We start from the raw sequence: 25,287 nt of genomic DNA, 5'->3' as shown, positions 1-25,287 counted from the left end.
ATGATTATTCCAGCTTTGGATTTGATCGACGGCAACGTGGTGCGTTTGCATCAGGGTGATTACGGCCAACAGCGCGACTACGGTAACGATCCGCGCTCACGCCTGCAGGACTATCAACAACAGGGTGCACAGGTATTGCATCTGGTCGATTTGACCGGGGCCAAAGATCCTGCTGCACGCCAGATCCCGCTGCTGCGCCAACTGCTCGCCGGGGTTAACGTGCCGGTACAGGTTGGCGGCGGCATTCGCAATGAGCAGGACGTTTCGGCACTGCTGGAAGCCGGTGCGACCCGCGTGGTCATCGGCTCCACAGCAGTGAAACAACCGCAGTTGGTGCAGGGCTGGTTTGAGCGCTATGGCGCAGAGGCCATGGTGCTGGCGCTGGACGTGCGTATCGACGCCGACGGCACCAAGCGCGTGGCGATCAGCGGCTGGCAAGAAAATTCAGACGCCACTTTGGAACAGGTGGTGGAACAGTTCCTGCCCTACGGCCTCAAGCACGTGCTGTGCACCGATATTTCCCGCGATGGCACGCTGGCTGGCTCCAACGTGGCGCTGTACCAGGAAATCAGCCAACGCTATCCGCAGATTGACTTCCAGGCGTCCGGCGGCATCGGCAACCTGGACGATATCGCCCAACTGCGTGGCAGTGGCGTTAAAGGTGTGATTGTGGGGCGTGCCCTGTTGGAAGGTAAGTTTAGCGTTGAGGAGGCAATCGCATGCTGGCAAAACGGATAATCCCGTGCCTGGATGTCAAAGACGGGCAAGTAGTGAAAGGCGTGCAGTTCCGCAACCATGAGATCATCGGTGACATCGTGCCGCTGGCGCAACGTTATGCGCAGGAAGGTGCGGACGAACTGGTGTTCTACGATATCACCGCCTCAAGCGATGGCCGTGTAGTGGACAAAAGCTGGGTGTCACGGGTGGCGGAAGTGATTGATATCCCCTTCTGCGTCGCCGGTGGGATCAAAAGCCCGGAAGATGCCAGCCAGATCCTCTCTTTCGGCGCCGACAAGATTTCCATCAACTCTCCGGCGCTGGCCGACCCCGATCTAATTAGCCGTCTGGCAGATCGCTTTGGCGTACAGTGCATCGTGGTGGGTATTGATACCTGGTTCGAAGCCTCAACCGGCAAGTATCACGTTAACCAATACACCGGCGACGAAAGCCGCACCCGCGTCACTCAATGGGAAACCTTGGATTGGGTTAAAGAAGTGCAAAAACGCGGTGCCGGCGAGATTGTGTTGAACATGATGAACCAGGATGGCGTACGCAACGGTTACGATCTGGAACAGCTGCGGAAGGTCCGTGAGGTATGCAAGGTGCCCCTGATTGCCTCCGGCGGCGCGGGCACCATGGAACACTTTCTGGAAGCGTTCCGTGATGCGGACGTTGACGGCGCCCTGGCCGCGTCGGTGTTCCATAAGCAAATCATTAATATCGGCGAACTGAAAAAGTTCCTGGCCGCCCAAGGTGTGGAGATCCGCCTGTGTTAACAGAACAACAAAGAAGCCAGCTCGACTGGGAAAAAACTGACCACCTGCTGCCGGCGATTGTGCAGCATGCCGTCTCCGGCGAAGTGCTGATGCTCGGCTACATGAACCAGGAAGCGCTAACCGCTACCGAGCAAAGCGGCAAGGTCACCTTCTTCTCTCGTACCAAGCAGCGCCTGTGGACCAAGGGCGAAAGCTCTGGCAACTTCCTCAACGTAGTGAGCATCACCCCAGACTGTGATAACGACACGCTGTTGATTTTGGTCAATCCGATCGGCCCGACCTGCCATCTGGGCAATACCAGCTGCTTCCACCCGGCCGCCAGCGATTGGGGTTTTCTGTATCAGTTGGAGCAACTGCTGGCGGAGCGTAAAAACGCCAGCCCCGACAGCTCTTACACCGCCAGCCTGTACGCCAGCGGCACCAAGCGTATCGCACAGAAAGTCGGTGAAGAAGGCGTGGAAACCGCATTGGCCGCGACGGTGAACGATCGCGAAGAGCTGACCAACGAGGCCTCCGATCTGATTTATCACCTGCTGGTGCTGTTGCAGGATCAGGATCTGGATTTGAGCAAGGTAATTGGTCGACTGCGTGAGCGGCATCAGAAATAGTCTTGCTTTGCAGGCAATAAAAAAGCCGCCGGGCGTTAACCTCGGCGGCTTTTTTTATGCTTCAAACGTTGGGTTTATTCCATCCATTCGGTATGGAACACGCCTTCTTTGTCGATACGTTTGTAGGTGTGAGCACCGAAGTAGTCACGCTGCGCCTGGATCAGGTTGGCAGGCAGAACCGCTGAACGGTAGCTGTCGTAGTAGGAGATTGCCGCAGAGAAGGTCGGCGTAGGGATGCCGTTTTGCACCGCGTAGGACACCACGTCACGCAGCGCCTGCTGATATTCGTCAGCAATCTGCTTGAAGTAAGGTGCCAGCAACAGGTTAGCGATATCCGCGTCCTGTGCATAAGCGTCGGTGATTTTCTGCAGGAACTGTGCACGGATGATGCAGCCGGCGCGGAAGATCTTGGCAATGTCGCCGTAGTGCAGATCCCAGTTGTTTTCTTTGGAAGCCGCTTTCAGCTGAGAGAAGCCCTGCGCATAGGAAACGATTTTGCCCAGGTACAGCGCGCGGCGCACTTTCTCGACGAATTCGGCTTTGTCACCGCTGACTGGCGTCACTTTAGGACCGGTCAACACTTTAGATGCGGCAACGCGCTGGTCTTTCAGTGAGGACAGGTAACGTGCGAATACCGACTCGGTGATCAGCGACAGCGGCTCGCCCAGATCCAGAGAGCTCTGGCTGGTCCATTTGCCGGTACCTTTGTTGGCAGCTTCGTCCAGGATCACATCAACCAGGTATTTACCTTCTTCATCTTTCTTGGTGAAGATATCTTTGGTGATGTCGATCAGGTAGCTGTTCAGTTCGCCTTTGTTCCACTCGGCAAAGGTGTCAGCCAGTTCTTCATTGCTCAGGTTCAGCGCCTGCTTCAACAGGGAATAGGCTTCTGCAATCAGCTGCATGTCGCCGTATTCGATGCCGTTGTGCACCATCTTCACATAGTGACCGGCGCCATCAGCACCGATGTAGGTCACGCAAGGTTCGCCTTCCGCTACCGCAGCGATTTTCTCCAGGATTGGCGCCACCAGCTCGTAAGCTTCTTTCTGGCCGCCAGGCATGATTGAAGGCCCTTTCAGTGCGCCCTCTTCACCACCGGAAACACCGGTACCGATGAAGTTGAAGCCTTGATCAGACAGTTCGCGGTTACGACGGATGGTGTCCTGATAGTAGGTGTTGCCACCGTCGATCAGAATGTCACCTTTATCCAGGTGCGGAGTCAGGGAAGCAATGGTCTTGTCAGTCGCTTCACCCGCTTTCACCATCAGCAAGATGCGGCGTGGTTTTTCCAGCGATTCAACGAACTCTTCGACGGTGTAGTGCGGCACCAGATTTTTACCTGGATTCTCGGCAATAACTTCATCAGTTTTATCGCCTGAACGGTTAAAGATCGAAACGGTGTAACCACGGCTTTCGATGTTCAGTGCCAGATTGCGGCCCATTACCGCCATGCCGACAACGCCGATTTGTTGCTTGGACATTGAAGAACTCCTGTCTGAGGATGACCCTGTTAACAACTGTGGCCAACAGGTTTTGTGATGTGGCACACATGTTAACTCAGGATTGAGCCGCGTGGGTAGTGATTGGTGCGATAGGCTTTATAACAGATAATAAACCATCAGAAATTATACAGTTGTGCCAATAAACGTTGTTTGGCTTGCTGAATCAGAACCCTTCCCGGCTGGCGGTCAATGCGTACTACAGGTGACAGCAGGGGTACCAATGCGTCCGCACTGATATCCGGCCTGACCATAGGCCAGTCAGACATGGGTTGTAAGCTGGCGAATTTGTTGTCGTAATAATCTGACCACGATAACGCAATACCATCGATACCCAGACTTGCAGCAATGACCTGAAAGTGGAAGCGTGAACTGATGCAAAAATCGTTAGTGGCAAATGCTAAACCATCTTGCCAAATCTGTTCGAACGGCACGAAACTTGCGTGAGGAAAACGCTCCTGCACCTGGTGAAAAAATGTACCATCTGTTCCTGGACGAAACTCATAAAAATTGATCGCGGCCGCAGGATAAATCTGACAAAACCTGGCTACGACCGTCTGCAACAGCGTCAACAGATTCTCGGCTAGAATACCATCTTCAGACAGTTCGGTATGGATACACAGATGAAGAGTGGGTTGTTCACGCTCCACAAGACGTCCGGTTGGAGAATCGGGGAAAGCAAAATAATCGTCCCCGGAGAAACCCAGTACAGGAATTCCAAAAGATTCCAATACTTTATAGCTGGCTTCGTCTCGTACATCAAAGTGATTAAACTGACGGATGAACGGTGCTAATTTAGCAGCATTTTCAGGCGAGAGCGGCTGCAATCCAAGCCCGGTGGCGTAACAGGCCAACTGATGCTTTTCAGCAAAATAAGCCGCAAGTTCTATCAATCGCGCATTGGCCCCCCAGAGTTCATTGATGTATCCCCCCCCCAACAGATGGATACTTTCCGCAGAGATAAAGACCTCGGACATTAAGCGCTCACGAATCGGTAGCGCATGAGGATCGGCAAATTTGTCCTGAACGGACCCCTTGTCACCCAGCGCTTGGGCCAAACGCCATAGATAATCTACACATTTAACCCCCGGAAACAGCTCCGACGCCACCACAGCATCAACCGCATCAAGATAGATAACGCTATCAGGAAACTGCCGTTGCAATTCATTTATCCAGTATCGCGTTAGCATGTCATCACCAAAATTTGGCATACCTGCGGCTGAAACTAAATACAATGTTTTCTTCTGTACTGATGGAGCTTGAACATCCCTATCCTGCCTTTTCGTCCATAATTTCGCGAAAAAAGCCAAAATAGTGCCCCTCAAATTAATAGTTCCCGGTGGCAATTGCGCGCTGATAAAGTTTCAGAGTGTCATCAATAATCAATGATGATGCAAATTTGCTTTCAATTCGCTCACGACTACGAACCCCCATCTCTACACGCTTGTTTGGACTGGTAAGCAACTTTTCTAACTTTTCTGCCAAAAGCTTGATGTTACGTTTCTCCACTAAACTGCCCGTGTATTCATCGATGATAAGACTTTGGCAACCACCAACATCGTAAGCGATACAAGCACGCCCTACGGACGAGGCTTCAAGCAAGATACGGGGAACACCTTCAGAATATGTGGTAGGCAGTGCCACAACGTTAGAAGCCTCGATAAGACTGTAGACATCCGTACAGCGGCCAAGCCAGTTTATCAGCCCCTGCTGATGCCACTCTTCGATTTGTGACAAGGGTATAGCGTCAGGATCATCAACAATCGAAATCCCTGCTACATTGAGAACAAAGTCCACGCCTTTAAGCGCCAGTCGCTTTTTCACCTCAACCAAGTCACCCAGCCCCTTGCTCCACAATAGGCGACTCGCAAACAACACAATCGGTTTTTCGCGGTTGATTTCCAGTGAATAATGATAAATATCCGGATTGATACCGGCACCATCGATCACCACTGTTTGGCTTTTTTTGGCTTCAGTAATGGCAATGAGTCGATCGCGATCGTGCTCATGTTCAAAAGCCAACAGACACTTTTTATTCTTAACTATATGATTATAGGAGTGTAGCGTCAGAAAGCGAATAACGTTCATTGACAGCTTATCTTCCATAAACACGCGCCCCAGCCCAACGAAGCCAAGAATGATAGGCTTGTTATAAAAGCGGGCAAAAAATCCCCCCATCAAGCAAGGCTTGATGGTGATGCAGTGTAGAACATCCGGATTAATTCTTCTGAGCAGTTGCCATACCTTGACCAACGAACTGAAAAAATTTATCGGATTAACAGACTGTTCCGAGATAGAAGAGTCATGGCAAATGAAACCTTTTTCTGTCAGCGTTTGCTGAATGTCGCCCCCCACAAAATGGCTGACAACATGAATTTCATAGCCTGCAGCCTTAGCTGCCAAGGCTCTTTCAACCCAGTGAAGTTCAAAGTACCAATCCGAGTTGATAAAATAACAAATCTTTTTCATTAAACTCTTACCGGCTAATGTCGTTTACCATTTTTAAGTGATATACCGTCAACAATACCGCGTATTACATATCTAATATATTCGATTTTATTACCTTGAGAGGTAAAAGAAAGTAAATATTTAGCAATACGTAACACGATGGCTCCAAATGAGTAAGGCCTCTCATTTTTTTTAAACAACATTCTAGAAAGAAGCAAATTCCTGACCAGGTAATACACCTTCCATGGTGGATTTATTCCCCCACTGGCTGGTGCCACATCATGCAAGAACAGCAACTCTGGTGAGTATCGAAAGCGATACCCCTGTTGACTCAACCTGTAAGAGAAGTAAAGATCATCATAATAAATAAAAAGCTCCGAGCGGATAGACTCTGTGTTGGCAGCTAAAACGTCTTTGCGAATTATTGCACCAACGAATGAAAGCGTAATCACCTCTGACGCCTCCAGCCCTGTCGGAGTGTAGCGATCAGGTCTTGCAATATAATCGAGCGTGCGCATCAGTGATGTTGGCATCTTACTGAAGGGCACGTTCATTTTACAAAGCATGCCTTGCTTATCTATCACACGGCAACAGTATGCAGCATGATTGGTTTGTTCCAACTTAGCAAAACGCGCCAACAACTCAGCTTGCGGGTAAGCATCATCATCAAACATAAATACCCAATCGGTATCTATTTTTTCAGCAATGAATTCCGCTCCGAGTTTAAACCCACCGGCACCGCCATCATTTTGACCGGCGCGGAGCACGTGCAGGCGCGTATCCTCAATACCTTCCAACCAGGCCTGAGTATCATCGGTTGAAGCATTATCAACAATAACAATGTGCTCAAATGACAACGCAGCAGTTGCCATCCAGCACTGTTTCAATTTTTCCAGGCGATTAAAAGTAACAATTAACGCCGTGGCTTTCATCTGATGCTGACCGTAAAGACTGGCATAGTCGTTTTTTGCTCCAGACTGCTCAGATAAATCTCAGCGGTTTTCAACGCTTCGGCAATAGTCACGTCCATATCCAGATAGCGGTAAGTCCCTAAACGGCCGATGAAAGTCATACCGTTTTCTTTTTCCGCCAAATCGACATATTTTTCCAGAAGGCTCATTTCACCAACTTGTCGAATTGGGTAGTAAGGAATGTCGTTTTCCTCGCATGCACGGCTGTATTCTTTGTAACAAACCGAGCCTTCATGCTGCTCCCAAGGCGAAAAATATTTGTGTTCAGTGATACGAGTGTAAGGCACTGATTGTTCACAATAGTTCATAACCGCACACCCCTGATAATCACCCTCCACCGAGAATTTTTCAAAGTCTAACGTACGGTAACCTAAACGCCCAAACTGGAAGTCATAAAAAGCATCCAGTGGCCCGCTGTAGAAAACATGATCATACTGCTCGCGATCTTGCGGCTGGAACTGTACGCCTAGCGATACGGTAATGTTTGCATGGTTTAAAATACCTTCAACCATTTTGGTATAGCCATCTTTCGGCATCCCCTGAAACTTATGATTAAAATAGTTATCATCATAATTAAAGCGGATAGGCAAACGTTTAAGGATCGATGCTGGCAGTTGCGCCGGAGACATCCCCCACTGCTTAATGGTATAGCCTTTAAAGAAGGCTTCATAAAGCTCTTTACCGACAAAACGCAGAGCCTGCTCTTCAAACGATTGTGGCTCAGTAATGCTACGGTCACCTTTTTCAGCAATTAGCGCTTTGGCTTCCGCTGGTGAACAGGTTTGTCTAAAGAATTGGTTAATAGTATGAAGATTTATCGGCAACGAGAAAACCTGACCGCCAACCGTCGCTTTAACCCGATTCACGTAGGGCATCATGGTGGAGTAACGGTTAACAAAGTTCCATACCTGCTCGTTGTCAGTATGGAAGATATGGGGACCATAGGTATGCACCATAACATCCGTCTTCGCATCGCGGGCATCGTAGCAGTTTCCTGCAATATGCTCCCGGCTGTCGATGATTTGGATCAAGTGCCCCTGCTCTGCCAATTGACGGCCGATTACTGCACCAGAAAATCCGGCACCCACAATTAGTATTTTTTTACTGTTCATCATTAAGTTACCCAAGAATTGCGCGTCTAACTTTGTAGTAGTATTTCGTCATAAAATTGCGTCGCGACGTGCCTATTGGTGCCCATTTGTTAAGCATGGGCATCAGAGCGCGTTTTAATTTAGTCTGCAGCAAAACCGGCGTATTACTCACAAGTTGCACTGTAGGAACATGTGATACTGCGGTGCCAATCAGACGTTCATAAGCTTCATACGCCCATGGCGTATTCACGATATTTTTATGATAGTTATCAAAAAAGTCAACGCGACGCGTGTTCCACGGTTTATTCTCACCCGCAAAATGAATCATCTTCGGATCTCTACGCGCCTCAAGAAAATTCATATAAGTTTTGAAGGGTAGATTGGGAAAGAAATCTTCCGTATTACCGTTACCATGATAAACATTCCACTCCATTGGCAAATAGTGCACGCGGCCATGGAATACCTTATTCATAATATCCTGATCCAAGAACCAATAGGTTTTGCTTTTCATCGCATCCATCAGGCTGGAAAATGTATTTTCTTGGTTCATCTGCGCGATATTAAATACTAAAATCCCAGCTTGGAAATAGCCATCTGGGTTATCCATTCCCAATGAACTTTCCAAATACTCTTTGGCTGGCATTACACCATCACTGGACTGGGACATCGCGCCGAACAAAACGAAGCCCTCCATAACAATGTCTTTTACCGCAGCGATCAAATTATTCCCAAGAGGGATACTCATTAACTCAGCCAAGTCACTTTCAACTACCGTGTCCGCATCAATAAATATTACTTTATCAAACTCGGAAAATAGATTTGGGATAAACAAACGCGCATAGGTTGCAGCACTAAAATGAGCACGAGTAAAGACGTCTTTTATCTCAGTGAAAGCATTCACATCAAAAAAACGAAGGCTAACATTCTTAAAATCGGCAACAAGCGATAAGAAGCGGTGCTTGTTTTTTAAATAAACCCCATTCTCCAGAACAACCAGATCATAATTTAGCTCTGGATTTGCATGAGCAAGAATAGAATTAATTAACGCTGCACCACTAATAGCATAATTATCATCAAAACAAATCACTACAGGAACATTTCTTGTCGAAAATGCAGGTTTTAGAGTAGCATTGAAAGTTTCTTTTTCGATAAAGGTTCGTTGTAACTCCTTAACTTTAAAAGAGCGCTGCTCGATTTGGTACGCCAGATAAATATTTAACAAGCGTTCAGATATATGACCAACAACGCGTTTCTCTTGCGCATTATAATTTTTAAAGCGAAGTTTATCCTCAAGCCTTTCCAAAATCGCGAATAGCCACTCAGAATAATCATTGAAGATATCCTTCCGCATAACAAACATATTAGTATAATAACCATCTGATGAGTTATTAAACATATCTGCAGCAGACTTATACTCCGGATAAATATCTGAAAGAATTTCTAATGCGGCATCGTAATCTTCAATATGCAGGTAGTTAGAAACTTTATAATGTTGATAGTTGTTCTTACTACCTGCAGCACTAACATCCCATTTTTTCGGCAAGATAATATCAACACCTGCCAGACAATCAGATATATTCTTATCGTTTAAACCAAATTTCTCATGATATAACGCATCAATCTTCTCATAATTAATTACGCCCCAGTTATCTTCCGGGACTTGTTGATCTTCAGAGAAGTTAAAATGACGTCGATAATGCATAAACCCAACATAGTCTGCTGGTTGCGCATTCTTCCATACCCAATAATGAGCGGTCAATTCACAGTAAAATGGGTTTTTGAAAGAGATATTATCGCCAGAATCGTCACCAGGACAACCGATCTCATTTAAATTATTTGCCTTACCAACATGTATCGGCTGAATCAGTGTGGAATCAAGAAATGCACTGGGTTTATGATGGCAAGTGTAAATTTTAATAGAATTCATTTTAATTACCTAATAGTCATAATCATAAATTTCAGGCCATTGCTATTTTATATTGAGAGATAACAGAATGGGCTTCCCCCATGTCTCTCATTTTATGGTTTTCAATCCAAATGACTTTATCACAAATTTTTTCAACATCTTCAAGATTATGACTAACAAAAAGAATGGTAACGCCCTTTTTCTTAAATTCATTAATAGTATTCAGACATTTTCGCTGAAAAGCAATATCACCTACAGCTAGAACCTCATCGATGATTAATATGTCCGGATCTACCTGTGTTATCACGGAGAATCCTAACTTCGCCAACATACCACTTGAATAGACACGGATGGGTTCATCGATAAACTCACCCAATTCAGAGAACTCTATAATTTTATCCAGACGTTGTTTTAATTCTTTACGACGTAGCCCCAATAAGGTGGCATTAAGCCGTATATTTTCACGCCCAGTGAGTTCAGGGTGGAATCCCCCGCCCAACTCCAGCATCGATGCAACACGCCCAACGACGCTAACCGTACCCGACGATGGTTTCATTACTCCAGCGACCAAACCAAGTGAAGTACTTTTTCCTGCACCGTTACGACCAATAAGTGCGACGGACTCTCCTTTCTGTACCTGAAAGCTGATGTCTTCTATCGCTAAATAACTTCGGCCACTTAGCAAGCTCAACGCACGGCGTGGATTAAAAATCAATTCTTTAATGCCAGATCCAATATGATGATATAATGGATAGCGCTTAGTGACATTTTTAAATTCTATAGCCAAGCTCATTATAGTATCTCTGCAAATCTGTACTTTAATTTATTAAATATGCTAGTGCCAATGATGACGAATAAAAGAGCATATCCATAAAGCATACCAACTTGATGGTAATCAATAACCCCATTCATGAAGAGATCCCGCCAACTCAGTATCATATTTGCCAGCGGGTTATAATCAATCAAGAATTTGTACTCTTTTGGAATCATGTCACCAGAATAAAGAATCGGCGTGCAATAAAACATAAGCATAATGCCTAGCGTCACGAACCTTTCTAAATCACGGAAAAAAAGATTTAATGTCGACAACATCATAGCAATACCAAAAGTCATCAACATTTGGGCTATACCAATTAATGGAACACCCCAAATCCAGTCAACCGAAGGGCGCATGTCGTACACATAGAGGAAAACAATGATCACAGGAATGGTGCATAAAAAATGCAAACACTCCATGAGCACATTACTGAAAGGGATAACCGAGCGTGGGAATACTGTTTTCTTTATTATTTGCGCATTTGCTATAAAAGAATATAGAGAATTTGTCGTTGAACTAGCAAACCATTGCCATGGGAAAAGACCAGTAATAATGAATATTGTATAGTTTGGAATCTGAACACGCATGACCAACTTAAAGATAAAGTAATAGATCATGGCAAAGAGCAATGGATTGGCAATTGACCATAAATAACCGAAAAAACTACTTTTATATCTTACTTTCAATTCTTTCTCTGTGATGACTGCAGCCAAATCCCAGAGGTAACCTAAGCTATACTTCATATGAAAACTCGATTTAAGATTAAAATTCCCTAGCAATTGAAACCTAATGTTATTTCAACTGGCATCGATAATAATTAGTAACACTTCCAAGTCGCAGAATCGACCGAGTGAACTTCAGGATATTTTTCAAGAGCATTTGTAACCACGCTACCGCCCCTGGCATTGCGGCAACCAGAGCACTCTCATCATAACCGATTGATTTTAATATAACATTCAGCAATGCATATACCTTAACACTCACCATAGCAACAGTGTCTTTGTCATGGCGAGTGATGAGGATCCACGTTACATCCAGCCGTTTCATTTTACTTTAGGAATCGGCTGGATTCATCAGATCGCTCTAATTCAAGCTAAGAGTTGGTCTCTCAGCCATGCAGTAAAGTCCTTACCTTGCGTAGAATGACGAAGTCCATATTCAACGAAAGCCTTCATGTATCCCAATTTATCGCCACAGTCATGGGAACGCCCTACCATGGCAAAAGCATCTACGGGATGTTGTTCCATTAACATTGCGATAGCATCTGTTAACTGAATCTCACCCCCTGCGCCATAGGGTGTTTTCTCAAGCAATGGCCAAATATCCGCAGCCAGCACATAGCGACCAACCACTGCCAGGTTCGAAGGTGCTTCATCAACTGAAGGTTTCTCGACAATGGCGTGCATCGGCACACTCTGCCCCGGAGCTACTGGAGCACCACAGCAATCAACTACGCCATATTTAGAAACGTCTTTTTCAGGCACGGGCTCAACCATAACCTGGCTGCGGCCACTCTCACCAAATCTGGTGATCATGTTTGCTAAATTATCTTTTGCCAGATCGCATGCGACATCATCCATTAAAACATCAGGCAGCAGCACGGCAAAAGGCTCATCGCCGATCAGTGGACGAGCACAGAGAATCGCATGGCCTAATCCTTTGGATTGGCCCTGCCGCACATGCATCAACGTGACCCCTTTGGGACAGATCGATTGTACCTCTTCCAGCAGTTGGCGCTTAACGCGTGATTCCAGCATACTTTCCAGTTCAAACGACGTATCAAAGTGATTCTCAATGGCATTTTTTGATGAGTGTGTAACAAGAATAATCTCTTTAATACCGGCAGCGACACATTCATTCACGATGTATTGGATGAGAGGTTTGTCAACGACCGGCAACATTTCCTTCGGGATAGCCTTTGTCGCCGGTAACATGCGGGTACCGAGCCCAGCAACTGGAATTACAGCTTTTAGCATTTCTGTGGGGACTCCCAACAACTTCAGGTTCATTAATGCAACACGTCAAAAATCATCATAATGGCGTTTCATGGTCATTAACTGTTCTTAAGCGCGCTGCCAAAACGATATCAGTTTTCTTCGGCCTGAAGTATACACCGATGTTAGGCGTTAATACATTAACACGACATAGACAAAACGTTATCTGTCTAACGGTTAGTCGCTAACCGGCAGAAAAACAGATAATACACTGAAAAACAACCATAAAAAATCAATTCACGTCCACTTGACACATTAACGAAATGAGCAATTGTGTATAATATACCGCTACCAATGCATCAAGACTTATTAGATAGCATAATTATAATACCTAACGTAATCATAATAATCCTTATTGAGAATGCTTATTAATTCTTTATTTTGATTATCAATGAAAGCCTCTAACCAAACCAACAAAAAAGCCCATATCATATGGGCTTTTGAGAATTGTACTTAGATTTTCGCTAACTCTTGCTGCGGTAACCCTGTGGGTTATTTTTCTGCCAGTTCCAGGTATCGCGCATCATATCGTCAATACCGCGACGCACTTCCCACCCCAGTTCCTTGCGCGCTAAATTGGCATCAGCCCAGAAAGCGGGCAGATCTCCGTCGCGCCGCGGTAAGATTTGATAAGGTATCTTCACGCCTGACGCCCTCTCAAAGCTCTGCACCATACTCAATACCGAGTGACCCACGCCTGCCCCGAGATTGTAAGCTTTAAAACCATCAACGTTCTTAAGATGGTCCATAGCCATCAGGTGCCCCTCAGCCAGATCCATCACATGGATGTAATCACGCTCGCCAGTGCCATCTTTAGTCGGATAATCTCCGCCGAATATACCCAGCTTTTCCAGCTTTCCAATGGCCACCTGAGAGATATAAGGCAACAGGTTGTTTGGAATGCCATTTGGATCTTCACCAATCAAACCAGATTCGTGCGCACCTACCGGATTGAAGTAACGCAATGCGATAATGGAAAATTGCGGTTCCGCTTTAGCGAAATCCTGCAGAATTTGCTCAACCATCAACTTTGACGTGCCGTAAGGACTGGTGGTACCACCAATCGGCGTGGTTTCTACATAAGGAACCGGGGAGTTCGCACCATATACCGTAGCTGAAGAGCTGAAGATAAATTGAGCCACACCGGCACGACGCATTTCCTCTAGCAGCACCAACGTACCGGCAACGTTGTTTTGATAGTATTCCAGTGGCTTACGGGTCGATTCCCCCACCGCCTTCAATCCAGCAAAATGGATGACGGCAGAGATATCATGCGCATCGAATATGCTACGCAGGGAGTCGCCATTTTGGATATCCCCCTGATAAAAGGTAGCCGCTCTGCCCGTTAACTGTTCGACACGATGCAGTGATTCTTCTGACGAGTTCGACAGATTATCCAGCACAATCACTTCTTCACCGCGTTCCAGCAAGGCTAATACCGTATGAGAACCGATATAACCGGCACCACCGGTAACTAAAATTGCCATTCACCACTCCTTATGCGCGCCTGAAGCGCTAACGACACAAATTCTATTACTTTCTCAATCCGATAGCCTTTGGGAGTTACAGCCTAAAAATGGACAAGACAGCAAAGCGCTGACAGTAACCTCCATCGACGTCATTGTCTTTAGGATAAATCATATGTGCTCGATGGCAACGCCCATGATTGAGTCCGTTTCTATTTGACCTGTTTCCCGTTGATTAGTACACCCCGATGTTAGTAATGTCTTCATAAGCCACATGAGGACATCCCCATGAAGAAGCGTTTTTCCGACCAACAGATCATCAGTATTCTCCGCGAGGCTGAAGCCGGGGGTATCCGCCCGTGAACTCTGCCGTAAGCACACCATTTCCAATGCCAGGTTTTACACATGGCGTAAGAAGCATGGCGGTATGGCGTTGCCTGAGGTTAAGCGCCTGAAGTCGTTTGAGGAAGAGAACGACAGATCAGAAGCGGGAAGCTGTCGTGTTGATGTGTGATGCGATCGGTCTGTCGCAACGTTGTGCCTGCAGACTCACAGGTTTCTCCCTGTCGACCTGCCGCTATGACGCTCAGCATTCAGTTGTTGATGCGCATTTATCAGGACGCATTACTGAGCTGGCATTGGATCACAGGCGTTTTGGCTACCGCCGCACCTGGCAGTTACTGCGCCGTGAAGGCGCTTCATGTTAATCACAAGCGCGTGTACCACCTTTATCATCTGAGCGGGCTGGGGGTAAAATGCAGACGACGTCGTAAAGGGCTGGCAACAGAACGTCTGCCGCTGTTACGCCCGACGGCGCCCAATCTGACCTGGTCTAGGGATTTCGTCATGGACGCATTGGCCACCGATCGCAGGATCAAGTGTCTTCCCTGCGTGGATGACTTCACGAAGGAATGCCTGACGGTCACTGTTGCCTTTGGGATTTCAGGCGGGCAGATCACGCGTATTCTGGACAGCATGCGGACGCTTTCGCGATGAATTTCTGAATGAGCACTGATTCAGCAATGATTTATAGCGAAAAGTACTGTTTTAAAGGCGAGGCAGGAGCACCATCGGTTGCTAACATAACGTATTGAGACAAAAAAGAGCAGCACAAGGCTGCCCTTTCAGATAAATACTCATGACGAGTATCTAACCTATTTATCCGCACTCGGCTCAACGATTCATAGAGAAATACTGCGCCACTCGTTTCACGTCCTTTTCGTCAAGCGTTCCAGAGTCGCTCAACAGGGTGATCCAGGACTTTATGTAGGTGTACTTAGCCGAAGCCAGGTCTCGCTGCGCGCTGTAAAGTTGTTGCTCGGCATTCAGCACATCGACGTTGACGCGCTGCCCTGCCAACACGCTCTGGCGGGTGGCCGTTACCTGCGTTGTCGCCGATTTTACCGCCAGTTCATACGCCGCTAATTTTGCACGACTACTGATGCAAAGATTGAACTGCTTACGCAGATCGTTCAGCGTGGTACCGACTTGTGCATCCATTTCATACATCGCCTGCCCATAGCGTGAAGCCGCCTGGCGAGTCGATGCTGATACCCCACCGCCGGCATAGATCGGCACGCTCACCTGCACGCCGATACTGTCGGTGCGGTATTTTTGGTTAACCGTGTTATCACTGCTGGAGTCATTTTCCGAATGGGAAGCATAGAGCTGAACCTGCGGCATGAAGCCCGCGCGGTTTCTCTCTACCTCATACTTGGCAGCATCAACGCCATGGCGAGAGGCAGCCAACATCGGGTTATTCTCCAGGGCAATTTTTTGCCACTCTTCAAATTTGGAAGGGATTAACGGTGCCACCTGGAATTTACCGGGGCGCAGTACCTGTAGCTCATCCAGTTGATCGAGCGGTACGCCAATAATCACCTCCAGCTCGCGTTGTGCCGCATCCAGGGCATCACGTGCCTCAATTTCCTGCGCCTCTGCCAGACTGTAGCGCGCCTGGGTCTCTGAAACGTCGGTAATGGTGCCTTCACCCGCGCTCATTAAGCGATCGTTCAGCGCCAATTGCTCTTTGTAAGCCGCCTTTTGCGCTGAGGCCAGCGCAATCTGGTCTTTGGAGTAAGCCACTTCAACATAGGCGGAGATCACCCGCACAGCCAGATCGAGATACTTACTGCGGTAACGCTCATCTGACATCAGCGTTTGCGCCACGCCGGCCTTGTAACGCGCATAGGCTTCGTAATCAAACAACGGTTGCGTCAGCGTTATCGAACTGGAATGGCTGCGATACTGCTGTCGTTTGGTCGCCTCACCAAGGCTGTTGCCAAAAATGTCACTCGCCGGATACTTTTGCGTCTGCCAGTTACGCGGTGAATTCTGGTAATTGGCCGACACCTTCGGCAGCAGCCCCGCCCTGCCGATATTTTCGTTTTCATCCCCCGCTTCTTTTTCTTTTATAGCCGCCCGAAAGGTCGGATCTTTTTCAAGTGCCAGCGAATATGCGTCTAGAATCCCTATCGAATGAACCGGCGCAGATATCGCAAACAAGAGGGTACTGATAGCAAGGCCAGCAACCTGTCGTTTAAATTGAATCAAAATTATTCCTCGGTTAATGAAGTATGAGCGCGATCCAAAATAGGTTTAAACAAATAGCTCAGCAGTGAGCGCGACCCTGTCTTCACGAACACCTCAACAGGCATACCCGGTTTAACATCCTCCCCACCCAGCATTTTCATGCCTTCTGGAGATACCGTAACCTGCATTTGGTAGTAGGGTTCGCCATTAGCCTTGTCAACCAAGCGGTCGGCAGAAACCAATGTCACCGTCCCCGGAATTTTCGGGGTTTTATTCTGGTTGAAAGCGGTAAACATCAAATCCACCGGCAACCCGTTGTACACCTTGTCAATCAGCTCTACCTTCAGGCGGGAATCCACCACCAGCGTAGCCTGGCTAGGTACAACGTCCATCAGGTGGTCACCCGCTCCCACGACGCCCCCCTGAGTAAAGATATTTAATCCGACTACGGTGCCATCCACCGGCGAGGTGATAGCGGTGTTGCCGAGATCAAAATTCGCCATTTCCAGCTTGTTTCGGAATTCACTGGCGTCCATCTGCGTTTGCGCCAGTTGGGTTCTGACCTCGCGCTGATAGTCGGCAAAACGCTGATCGATCCGCTGCTGAGATTCCTGCAGCTGTTTTTGTACTTGGCCGATCCGCCCGACGGTTTCATCGATGCTGCTGTTAACTTCCGCAAACTGGCGCTGTACTTCAAGATAACGGTTACGCGGTAAATAGCCGTCGGCAGCCAGTTGTTTCATGCTGTTCATCTGCTCACGCAGGCTGGAAAGCTGGATCTGTTTATTGACCCTGGAATCCTGCAGGCCTTTCAACTGGAAACGCATACCGTCCATCGACTGTTTATAACCGTCGACTTCGCTTTGCAGCCCCTGACGGCGCGAGGTGAAGAGCTGGGTTTGCAGCGCGATGATCTCGGCAACCCTCGGCTGAGCCTGAAGTTGTTCGAAGACCGGCGAGAAAGTCACTTTGCTTAAACCATCACGTTCAGCCAGCAGGCGGCCTTCGGTGGCCAGGGTGGTGTAGTATTGATCGCGCAGAGAATCAACCTGCGCCTGCGCCTGTACCTGACTCAGTTGCACCAATACTTCACCGGCTTTAACCCTGTCGCCTTCTTTTACGGTGATGCTTTTAATGATGCCGCTGGCTGGCGCCTGCACGGTCTTGCGGTTGCCGGAAACAATCACCGAGCCTGGCGAAGCAACCCCTTTATCCAAAGGTGCAAATGCAGCCCAGGCGAAAAAACCAAACAGGCCAAGCCCCACCACCAACCATCCCATGCGGGTAAAACGCCGCTCGTCCTGTGGGATCTCTTCTGAATACGAGTCTTGCGGCTCGCCAATGTGCGTAGACATACCAACTCCTTCGACTGCAGGCGGCGCTGTGGCCCCGCCCGGCAAGTTCACGACTTAATTAATTTGAGTTTTTGGGATATTGCCTTCGTCCGGCTCGGAATTGACCGCACGCACGGCTTGCTGTGGAGTCTGCGCTTTTTGCGCATTGGCCAGGGCTTGCAGAACCTGCTGCGTTGGGCCAAACGCATTGACGCTACCGTTGACCAACAGCAGCAGCTTGGTGGTCATCGACAGCAGGTTGGTGCGATGAGTAATCAGAATCACCGTTTTATTACGCTGCTTGAGGAACAAGATGGCCTGATTCAGCGCTTTCTCACCGGCGTCATCCAAATTGGAGTTAGGCTCGTCCAACACGATCAGAGATGGATCGCCATACAGCGCACGCGCCAGGCCAATTCGCTGCTTCTGTCCGCCGGATAACCCTGCCCCGCCGTTACCGATGATCGAGTCGTAACCATTAGGGAAGCGCAGGATCAGTTCATGTACCCCGGCCAACTTGGCGGCTTCAATAACTTTCTCGGAGTCGATATCGTTAAAGCGAGCGATGTTTTCAGCGATGGTGCCGGCAAAGAGTTCGATATCCTGCGGCAGGTAGCCAATGTAGGGCCCCAGCTCATCTTTATTCCACTGGTAGATATCAGCATTATCAAGACGCACAATGCCTTCACTGACTGGCCAGATACCGACCAGTAAACGCGCCAGCGTAGACTTACCGGAAGCGCTTGGCCCGATAATCCCCAGCACGTCGCCCGGTTGAATAGCAAAGCTGACATTGTGCAACACCGCATCGGCTTTTGATCCCGGTGGGGTGGCGGTGACGCCTTCGACCGAGATGATCCCTTCAGGACGGGGAAGCGACATCCCCATTCCGCGCGGAGGATGCTTATCAAGCAGTTTGACCAACCGCTGATAGGACAGTTTGGCTGAGCTCCAGCTTTTCCAGACGTTAATCACCTGCTCAATGGGCGCCAGAGTGCGCCCCATCAAAATAGAGCCCGCGATCATCATGCCGGGGGTGATATGCCCATCAATCGCCAACCATCCCCCTAGCCCCAGGACCAATGACTGCAGAGAGAGACGAACAAATTTGGTGATGGAACTGACGGTAGTCGCGCGCTCGCTGGCAACACGCTGGCTATTGAGAAATCTCTGATGCAATCCAAACCAACGTCGTTTTAAATTAGGCAGCATGCCCAATGCTTCGATCACTTCAGCATTGCGCAAATTGGTACTTGCCAGGCTGCTGGACATGATCGATAACTTGCTCGCTTCGCCCAAGGGTTGCTTGGAAACCATTTCGTTGACCACCGCCAACGCAACCAGCAGCAATGAGCCAACCAGAGCAAACAAACCCAACCACGGGTTGAACAGGAAAATCACCAGCAGGTAAATCGGGAACCAGGGCGCATCGAAAAAAGCAAACAGTGCGCTGCCGGTCAGGAACTGCCGTACGGTAGTCAAATCACCCAGCATCTGCCCTGCATCGGAAGAACCATTCTTAAGGTTAGATTCGTACGCTGCCGTATAAATCCGCGTATTCAAACGCATATCCAATTGGCTACCGATACGGATCACCACCATGCTGCGCACATACTCCAGCAGCGCCATCATGCCGAACATTCCCAGCATAATCAGCGTCAGCATCAGTAAGGTGATTTCATTGCGCGAAGGAAGCACCCGGTCATAAACCTGGAGCATATAGATTGAAGGAACAAGCATTAACAAGTTAATAAATGCGGTGAATATGCCAACGGTCCAAAAAACTTTACTGCGTGTCCGTATAACATCCGCAATTTCATTGCGCGGTATAAATTGATTCACATTCTGCCCTTACATCATGTGCACTGTCAGCCAAATCCGCATTGATTCGCATAGATAAAACCACACGAAAAATCACCCCAAATATGCTCAAGACTGCAGTCGCATTTTTTATTAACTATAGTTACATAATCCCCGTAACGGCAAGGCAGGGAGTTAAAAAAAAAAGCGGCCAAAGTCTCATTTTTTTACAATGAAAAACAGCGAGTTAAAACGTCAGATATCACAAAAATAAAAACCATTAGTTATTATATGGTTTATCATCTCCAATACCCACTTACCTCTATAAAATTTCAACCAGTCAATTATTAGATATCTAATGATTTCACTCTTTAATCTAGCAATCACTAATTATTATAATTAATTAAAACATATATAACCAGCATGCAAAGAATGTAAGCCTTTACTTTCATGAACATTTAAGAATGATCCAATGGAAAGGAAATAAAAAAAATCCTACCGCCTTGACAAAATACCTGTTAACTCCTTTGCTTAAATTGCGAAAACAGAAAATGGCTATTTATGCGTCATCTTTACATGTCGCTGTTTTTGCATGTGTTAACACTAAAATTCCGACCGAATCTCTTCCTGTTAACGGTAGTGAGATCAAGGTCACGACATACTTTTGACTACATAAATGGGTACATCCAAAGGGGTAACGTATGGCCACATTAGTATCACAGCAAAAAGCAGCGGCTTTATTTCTAGCCATTTCTGGAAAGAACATTGATACCGCGGGCTTAGATTACTATTCGCAAAAAATCGAAACTTCTGCCCTTTCACTAGAACAAGTTGCCCAAAAGTTCATTGCAGGTACTGCCAGCCTGAACGGTCGCACGGCCTCTGAAATCGTCACGACCATCTACACATCCGTTTATGGCAGTGCCCCTTCCAATCAGGTTCTAACCGATCTGCTAGCAGGTAACCCGACGACCGCATCAGTTGTTGCGAAAGTTATTTCTGATTTACTGGACTACAATGGCTTTGATTCCACTTTACTAACACAACAAACAACTTTCGAAACTAAAGTTGAAAAATCTCTGTTCCCTGTAGCCAGCGCATCAGCTACAGCAGGGGCTGGTGATGTTCAGGGGATTTTCCACGTAGTGGGACTGACTCAAACTCAGGATGGGATCAACTATTGGGGTACCGTGTTGGCTCAGGGGTCAAAAACTCTGGCAGCTATCGCACAATCGTTTGTAAACTCCAGTCCATTAAAAACATTGAGTGACAGTGCCTTCGTGAATGCTATTTTCCAAAATAGCTATGAGCGTGCACCAACTACTGCCGAAAGTAACAGCTATCTTGCACTGTTAAGCGGTGGCTCTACCCGTGGTGATATTGTCGCGCAGGTTATTAACTCATTAAAAGGCACTGTAGCCGCCGGTGACACTACCGCGCAGCAACATTTCCAAGCAGCAACCCACGTCTATCAACCAGGTGAACTTCCTGCCTTGAGCTTCCAAGAACAAGCAGCAGCAGTATTCCTTGCAGTACCGGGCCGAGGGATTGACTCCAGTGGTCTAGACACCTGGAGTAAAACTCTTTTCGCTGGAAAAACCTACGCTCAGGTTATCACCACTCTAATAAACTCAGCGGAATCACAGCAAAAAGGCGGCCAGTTAACGGGTGATGCCTTTGTTCAGCACGTCTTTACACTAGTGCACGGTGTAGCGGCCACGGCTCAGCAATTAGCAACCTACGGCGCATTGGCTGACAAATCATTAATTACCCAAGCCATTATTAATGACCTGCGAACATCTGTGGCCACCGATGCCGCCACTGTAACTCAACAGCACGGGTTTGAATTCGATATCGGCACCAGCTTGTTGTACAAAACAGCAGCTTCACTCACTGCAACCGCCGCTGGCGGCAATGCCACCGGCACGGTTAACACCGGTGCTTCACACCAGATCAGTAATGCTGAAACCGCCGTACTGCAAAATGTGTTGTTAAACGCCAACGCGGCCAGTGTCGTTAACCTGAAGTTCGCCGATCACCTGGCGAACCTGACCATTAACGGCACCAGTGCAGCAACGGTTAACCTGTCAGACAATGGCGTTAACCCGGGCGTAGGCATTACCGTCAACAACGGCAATGTCATTTTGAACGCCAGCTCAGGTGCGGACGCAGTGGTTGTTACTTCAACGGCTAATATTGCCACCGGCACCGGTCAGTTTAACCTTGGTGCAGGTAACGACAGCCTGGCGTGGGCGGGTAATGGGGTCTCAAACGGCGCTAACACGGTAGCGACCACCATTAAAGCCGATGGTGGGTCAGGTATTGACTCGATCTCCGCCAACTTTATCACCAAGTCTGTTGTGACTAACCAAAACGCCCTGGGCATTCGTAGCAGCGTTGTCACCAGTAATGCTAATAACTTCTCGAATTTCGAGAAGATTGATCTGACTGGATTTATCGGCAAATCTGTTGGCACCCTGATTACCACGCCATTGATCGGTTCACCGACCACGACCAGCGTAACCACACCGACGCACGTCTTTGATTTTGGTTTAACCAACGGGACGGCGACAGTTGAAGGAACTACAGGTGGCACGGTAACTCAAGGCGCAGCAGCAACTAACCTGGGCTCTCAAGGTTTTGTGATCTCTGGCTTAACCAATGCCAGTGTCATTAACGCTGCGGGCGGTAACGCTGCACAACTGGAAGTGAAGGGCGATGCAACATCTGCCAGCACCTTGGGCTTCACTTTTGTTCAGAATGCGACCGACCACTTCAATATCAATTTCGATGCGGTAAGTTCTTCAAACGTCAATGCTGGCGCTATCAGTCTGACCAGTAGCAGCAGTGCGTTGTTGGGGACGGCATTAGGTACGGTGAATATTGCGTCTGGCGGTACGGGGGCGTTTAGCAATATCGTCTCATTGGCTGGTACCAACGCGCAGGTTCAAAACATAAACGTTACCGGCGATCATGTTCTGAATTTAACGCTGGGCAGCGGCTTCAGTAATGTGCGTGATGTTAACGCATCCACCAATACCGCCGGTCTGAATCTTGATTCAAACCATGCCGGTACCGGTGACGGTATTATCGTTCAACTGCTGAACATCCTGCCGTTGAGTGCGGTAACTACAGCGCTGCTGACACCACTGCTGAACACGCTGGGCCTGAACGGTTATCAACTGACTGTAGAAGGGACCGGTGCGGCTGACAGCTTCAACGTTCTGGGTAACACCACCCTGGCCGGTGGCAATGGTGTGAATACCTATGAACTGAAGTCCAGTACCACTCAGGCCGGTGTTACCATTACCGACTTTGACAGTACCAAAGACAAGATTGTCGATGCGGCTTCTGCTTTGACCATCTCCGGTAATACCAGCGGCACCGCAGTGGCGGATTACGGCACCCGTGCTTCTGATACTCTGGATGCGCTGCTGGGTACTCTGGTTGGCGGTCTGACCAACGGCGTTATTGGCCTGTTGGGCGGTATCCTCGGCCTTGGTAGCAGCAACACACTGACGGCTAAAGTGGGTGTGGCGTCAGTGGTGTTTGGCGGTACCGGCGATAATGCCAGCTCTTATGTGATTATTGATAACAACAATAACCACACGCTGGATGCTAACGACAGCGTCGTTTACCTGACTGGGCAGAACCATCAGCAACTGCTGGATACTCTGCATTACGCATAAGATATTAATTTGTGGATTGATGGCGTTCATTAAAATCGCCAATTAAGATTAAATAAACCAAATGCCAGCCAGTTAATTATGGCTGGCATTTTTAATTAATTTTTTAGATCGTACTAATAATGCCAAAAAGAATTAACCAATTAACGAAGAAAGCTTTATCTGACTTTAGCAGCAAAAAAAAATCCGAAAACGGAAACGTTTTCGGATTTCATTAAAAATCGCATTCAGAGAACCCTACTCCTTCGGTTAGCTACTATATCCATTATTACCAAGGGGAGTTAATCGGGGACGTAGAACGCATCATCACAGGAACATCGCCATCAGGCGTTGCTGAGTTACCCTGAACTTCTTTCAATGGCATAGCCTTTTGCTGTTGCGGAGCCGCATTGCTACTGATAAAGCTCCGCAAAGTTGAAGAAATTCCGTTTGAGGGCTGAGCTATCGGTTTCTCTTGCCAAAATAACATCGCGTGTTGATTATTTCCCTTCAACGCAATCGAGATTTTTCCTCCTGGCAAAGTTTGATATTTCTCCACCGTATACGAACGAGCAATATCAGCCACCTTACTGAAGGCCAACATCGATGGCTTCGGCTGACCATCACGTGTCAACAAGCCAAAACGGTGTTCATTAATCTTCGGGTTATCGCCATCATCAAGTAGGTCATACCACCACACCCCTTTTATGTATGGGCGTGACTTCGCCAGAAACGTATATTTTACTATGTACTGCGCCGCCAAATCTTTCGAAAGCCCTCCTTTACCTTCGTAAGTTGGTACTCCTATTTCGGTAATGTAAATGGGCACAGAACGACCTGCAGTCTTTGCAAGCTTAGCCTCAAATTGATCCACTACACTAAGATTTCCCTCAGGGGCACGTACAGCATAACTGTCATTACCATAGGAGTATGGATGAATAGATAAACCATCGACATAATTGAGAACACCTAGTTTGACAATTTTATCTACCCAGGAAGGATCTCGTGTTCCCGTCGGATTGGCTGAGCCAGTCATAATAATCGCATCAGGATCAGCCTTTTTGACAGCGGCAGCAGTTGCTTTCACCAACGCAACAAAAACCTCTGGTGCTGGCGGCTTAGGTGGCTTAGGCTTAATCGCCGTAGAGTTTGTCCATTCGTTCCAAATTTCGTAGTACTTAATCTTGCCCTTGTATTTTGAGGCAGTCCAATACGCATAGTTAGCAAAAGCATTGATAGCTTCAGGTGTGGTTGGATAACCTGAAGGATCATACAACTTATTGCCATATGCCAACACCAACAAACCGTTAAGCCCAAACTTTGTCTGGCCATCATTGAAGGCCTGGTCAGCCTTTTGCATATTCCCGGTTACTACATACTGACCTTTTTGTTGCTCAAGCCCACTCCATGGGAAGTCAGCACGATATGACGTAAAACCATAACGTTTAACCAACTCCAGATACTTGTCTGGATCGTTAGGATACCAGCGAAAATGCGTATGAACACCCACTTCAAACGCCATCGAACTCGTGCTAAAAGCCAGTATTGATAAAGCGCCAAGGCGCAAAAAATTCATTTTTCGCTCCCTTTGCTTCGATTTATAACAGCTTGAAATAATTGGCATCTGACCTCCAGTATTGAATGAAAGATTAACTGTCTC

General features: G+C 47.7%; 18 protein-coding genes and 1 pseudogene. 5 read left to right on the top strand and 14 right to left on the bottom strand.

Translation table 11 applies throughout. The features are described 5' to 3' along the window. From hisA to hisIE, 3 genes are read left to right on the top strand one after another with little or no spacing between them, the layout of a single operon-like run. Positions 1-738, top strand: a complete 738-nt coding sequence (hisA, locus tag AC1RKG_RS05595; protein ID WP_020826043.1) for a 1-(5-phosphoribosyl)-5-[(5-phosphoribosylamino)methylideneamino]imidazole-4-carboxamide isomerase — start codon at positions 1-3, stop codon at positions 736-738. Next, complete coding sequence (gene hisF, locus AC1RKG_RS05590; RefSeq protein ID WP_046374042.1) at positions 720-1,496, top strand: imidazole glycerol phosphate synthase subunit HisF; 777 nt, start codon at positions 720-722, stop codon at positions 1,494-1,496. The genes hisA and hisF overlap by 19 nt, the downstream gene beginning before the upstream one ends. Beyond that, positions 1,490-2,104 carry a bifunctional phosphoribosyl-AMP cyclohydrolase/phosphoribosyl-ATP diphosphatase HisIE gene (hisIE, locus tag AC1RKG_RS05585; RefSeq protein WP_048761750.1) on the top strand — a complete coding sequence of 205 codons (615 nt, stop codon included), beginning with the start codon at positions 1,490-1,492 and terminating at the stop codon, positions 2,102-2,104. The genes hisF and hisIE overlap by 7 nt, the downstream gene beginning before the upstream one ends. A 74-nt stretch (positions 2,105-2,178) precedes the next feature. Here hisIE and gnd read toward each other — a convergent pair whose 3' ends face one another. The 10 genes from gnd to galE all read right to left on the bottom strand — a co-directional run bounded on the left by gnd (position 2,179) and on the right by galE (position 14,317). Further along, the gene (gene gnd / locus AC1RKG_RS05580) at positions 2,179-3,585 is read right to left on the bottom strand and encodes an NADP-dependent phosphogluconate dehydrogenase (protein ID WP_020826040.1); all 1,407 of its coding nucleotides are present in this window, start codon (positions 3,583-3,585) and stop codon (positions 2,179-2,181) included. A 137-nt stretch (positions 3,586-3,722) separates the two neighbouring features. Further along, the gene (locus tag AC1RKG_RS05575) at positions 3,723-4,913 is read right to left on the bottom strand and encodes a polysaccharide pyruvyl transferase family protein (RefSeq protein ID WP_259216717.1); all 1,191 of its coding nucleotides are present in this window, start codon (positions 4,911-4,913) and stop codon (positions 3,723-3,725) included. A gap of 16 nt (positions 4,914-4,929) precedes the next feature. Next, entirely contained in the window at positions 4,930-6,072 is a 1,143-nt protein-coding gene (locus tag AC1RKG_RS05570; RefSeq protein ID WP_122077945.1) for a glycosyltransferase family 4 protein, read from the bottom strand. 14 nt (positions 6,073-6,086) lie between these two features. Then, entirely contained in the window at positions 6,087-6,983 is an 897-nt protein-coding gene (locus tag AC1RKG_RS05565) for a glycosyltransferase (RefSeq protein ID WP_400825323.1), read from the bottom strand. Continuing rightward, complete coding sequence (gene glf / locus AC1RKG_RS05560; RefSeq protein WP_493182569.1) at positions 6,980-8,134, bottom strand: UDP-galactopyranose mutase; 1,155 nt, start codon at positions 8,132-8,134, stop codon at positions 6,980-6,982. The genes AC1RKG_RS05565 and glf overlap by 4 nt, the downstream gene beginning before the upstream one ends. Positions 8,135-8,141: 7 nt before the next feature. Further along, complete coding sequence (locus AC1RKG_RS05555) at positions 8,142-10,040, bottom strand: DUF4422 domain-containing protein (protein ID WP_128864048.1); 1,899 nt, start codon at positions 10,038-10,040, stop codon at positions 8,142-8,144. 31 nt (positions 10,041-10,071) lie between these two features. Then, the gene (locus AC1RKG_RS05550) at positions 10,072-10,812 is read right to left on the bottom strand and encodes an ABC transporter ATP-binding protein (protein ID WP_122077940.1); all 741 of its coding nucleotides are present in this window, start codon (positions 10,810-10,812) and stop codon (positions 10,072-10,074) included. Then, entirely contained in the window at positions 10,812-11,579 is a 768-nt protein-coding gene (locus tag AC1RKG_RS05545; protein WP_122077938.1) for an ABC transporter permease, read from the bottom strand. The genes AC1RKG_RS05550 and AC1RKG_RS05545 overlap by 1 nt, the downstream gene beginning before the upstream one ends. A gap of 345 nt (positions 11,580-11,924) precedes the next feature. Then, positions 11,925-12,812: a UTP--glucose-1-phosphate uridylyltransferase GalU gene (gene galU, locus AC1RKG_RS05540; protein ID WP_493182568.1), complete on the bottom strand. Its 888-nt coding sequence runs from the start codon at positions 12,810-12,812 to the stop codon at positions 11,925-11,927. Positions 12,813-13,294: 482 nt separating this feature from the next. Further along, entirely contained in the window at positions 13,295-14,317 is a 1,023-nt protein-coding gene (gene galE / locus AC1RKG_RS05535) for a UDP-glucose 4-epimerase GalE (protein ID WP_122077936.1), read from the bottom strand. 267 nt (positions 14,318-14,584) lie between these two features. On the opposite strand from galE, the pseudogene AC1RKG_RS05530 reads away from it, so the two are divergent. Continuing rightward, positions 14,585-15,274: pseudogene (locus tag AC1RKG_RS05530) on the top strand (transposase); the annotation flags it as partial. A gap of 195 nt (positions 15,275-15,469) precedes the next feature. On the opposite strand, the gene AC1RKG_RS05525 reads toward AC1RKG_RS05530, so the two are convergent. The 3 genes from AC1RKG_RS05525 to AC1RKG_RS05515 are packed head-to-tail and all read right to left on the bottom strand — an operon-like array spanning position 15,470 to position 20,004. After that, on the bottom strand, positions 15,470-16,849 hold the full coding sequence (locus AC1RKG_RS05525) for a TolC family outer membrane protein (RefSeq protein ID WP_044549370.1): 1,380 nt from the start codon (positions 16,847-16,849) through the stop codon (positions 15,470-15,472). Positions 16,850-16,851: 2 nt separating this feature from the next. Further along, positions 16,852-18,183 (bottom strand): HlyD family type I secretion periplasmic adaptor subunit, encoded by a 1,332-nt coding sequence (locus AC1RKG_RS05520; protein WP_493182320.1) that lies wholly within the window; start codon positions 18,181-18,183, stop codon positions 16,852-16,854. Positions 18,184-18,237: 54 nt separating this feature from the next. Further along, positions 18,238-20,004, bottom strand: coding sequence for a type I secretion system permease/ATPase (locus AC1RKG_RS05515; RefSeq protein WP_115059398.1), 1,767 nt, complete (start codon positions 20,002-20,004; stop codon positions 18,238-18,240). Positions 20,005-20,663: 659 nt separating this feature from the next. Between AC1RKG_RS05515 and AC1RKG_RS05510 the strand changes: the two genes are divergently transcribed. Continuing rightward, entirely contained in the window at positions 20,664-23,651 is a 2,988-nt protein-coding gene (locus AC1RKG_RS05510; RefSeq protein WP_493182318.1) for a beta strand repeat-containing protein, read from the top strand. Between the two features lie 265 nt (positions 23,652-23,916). On the opposite strand, the gene AC1RKG_RS05505 is transcribed toward AC1RKG_RS05510, so the two are convergent. After that, entirely contained in the window at positions 23,917-25,251 is a 1,335-nt protein-coding gene (locus AC1RKG_RS05505) for a cellulase family glycosylhydrolase (protein WP_493182316.1), read from the bottom strand. Positions 25,252-25,287 lie beyond the last annotated feature (36 nt).

This window comes from Serratia sp. GW822-FHT06D09 (genome assembly GCF_058799515.1).
The sequence above is the reverse complement of the archived record's forward strand: the minus strand, read 5'-3'. Positions and strand labels throughout refer to the sequence as shown.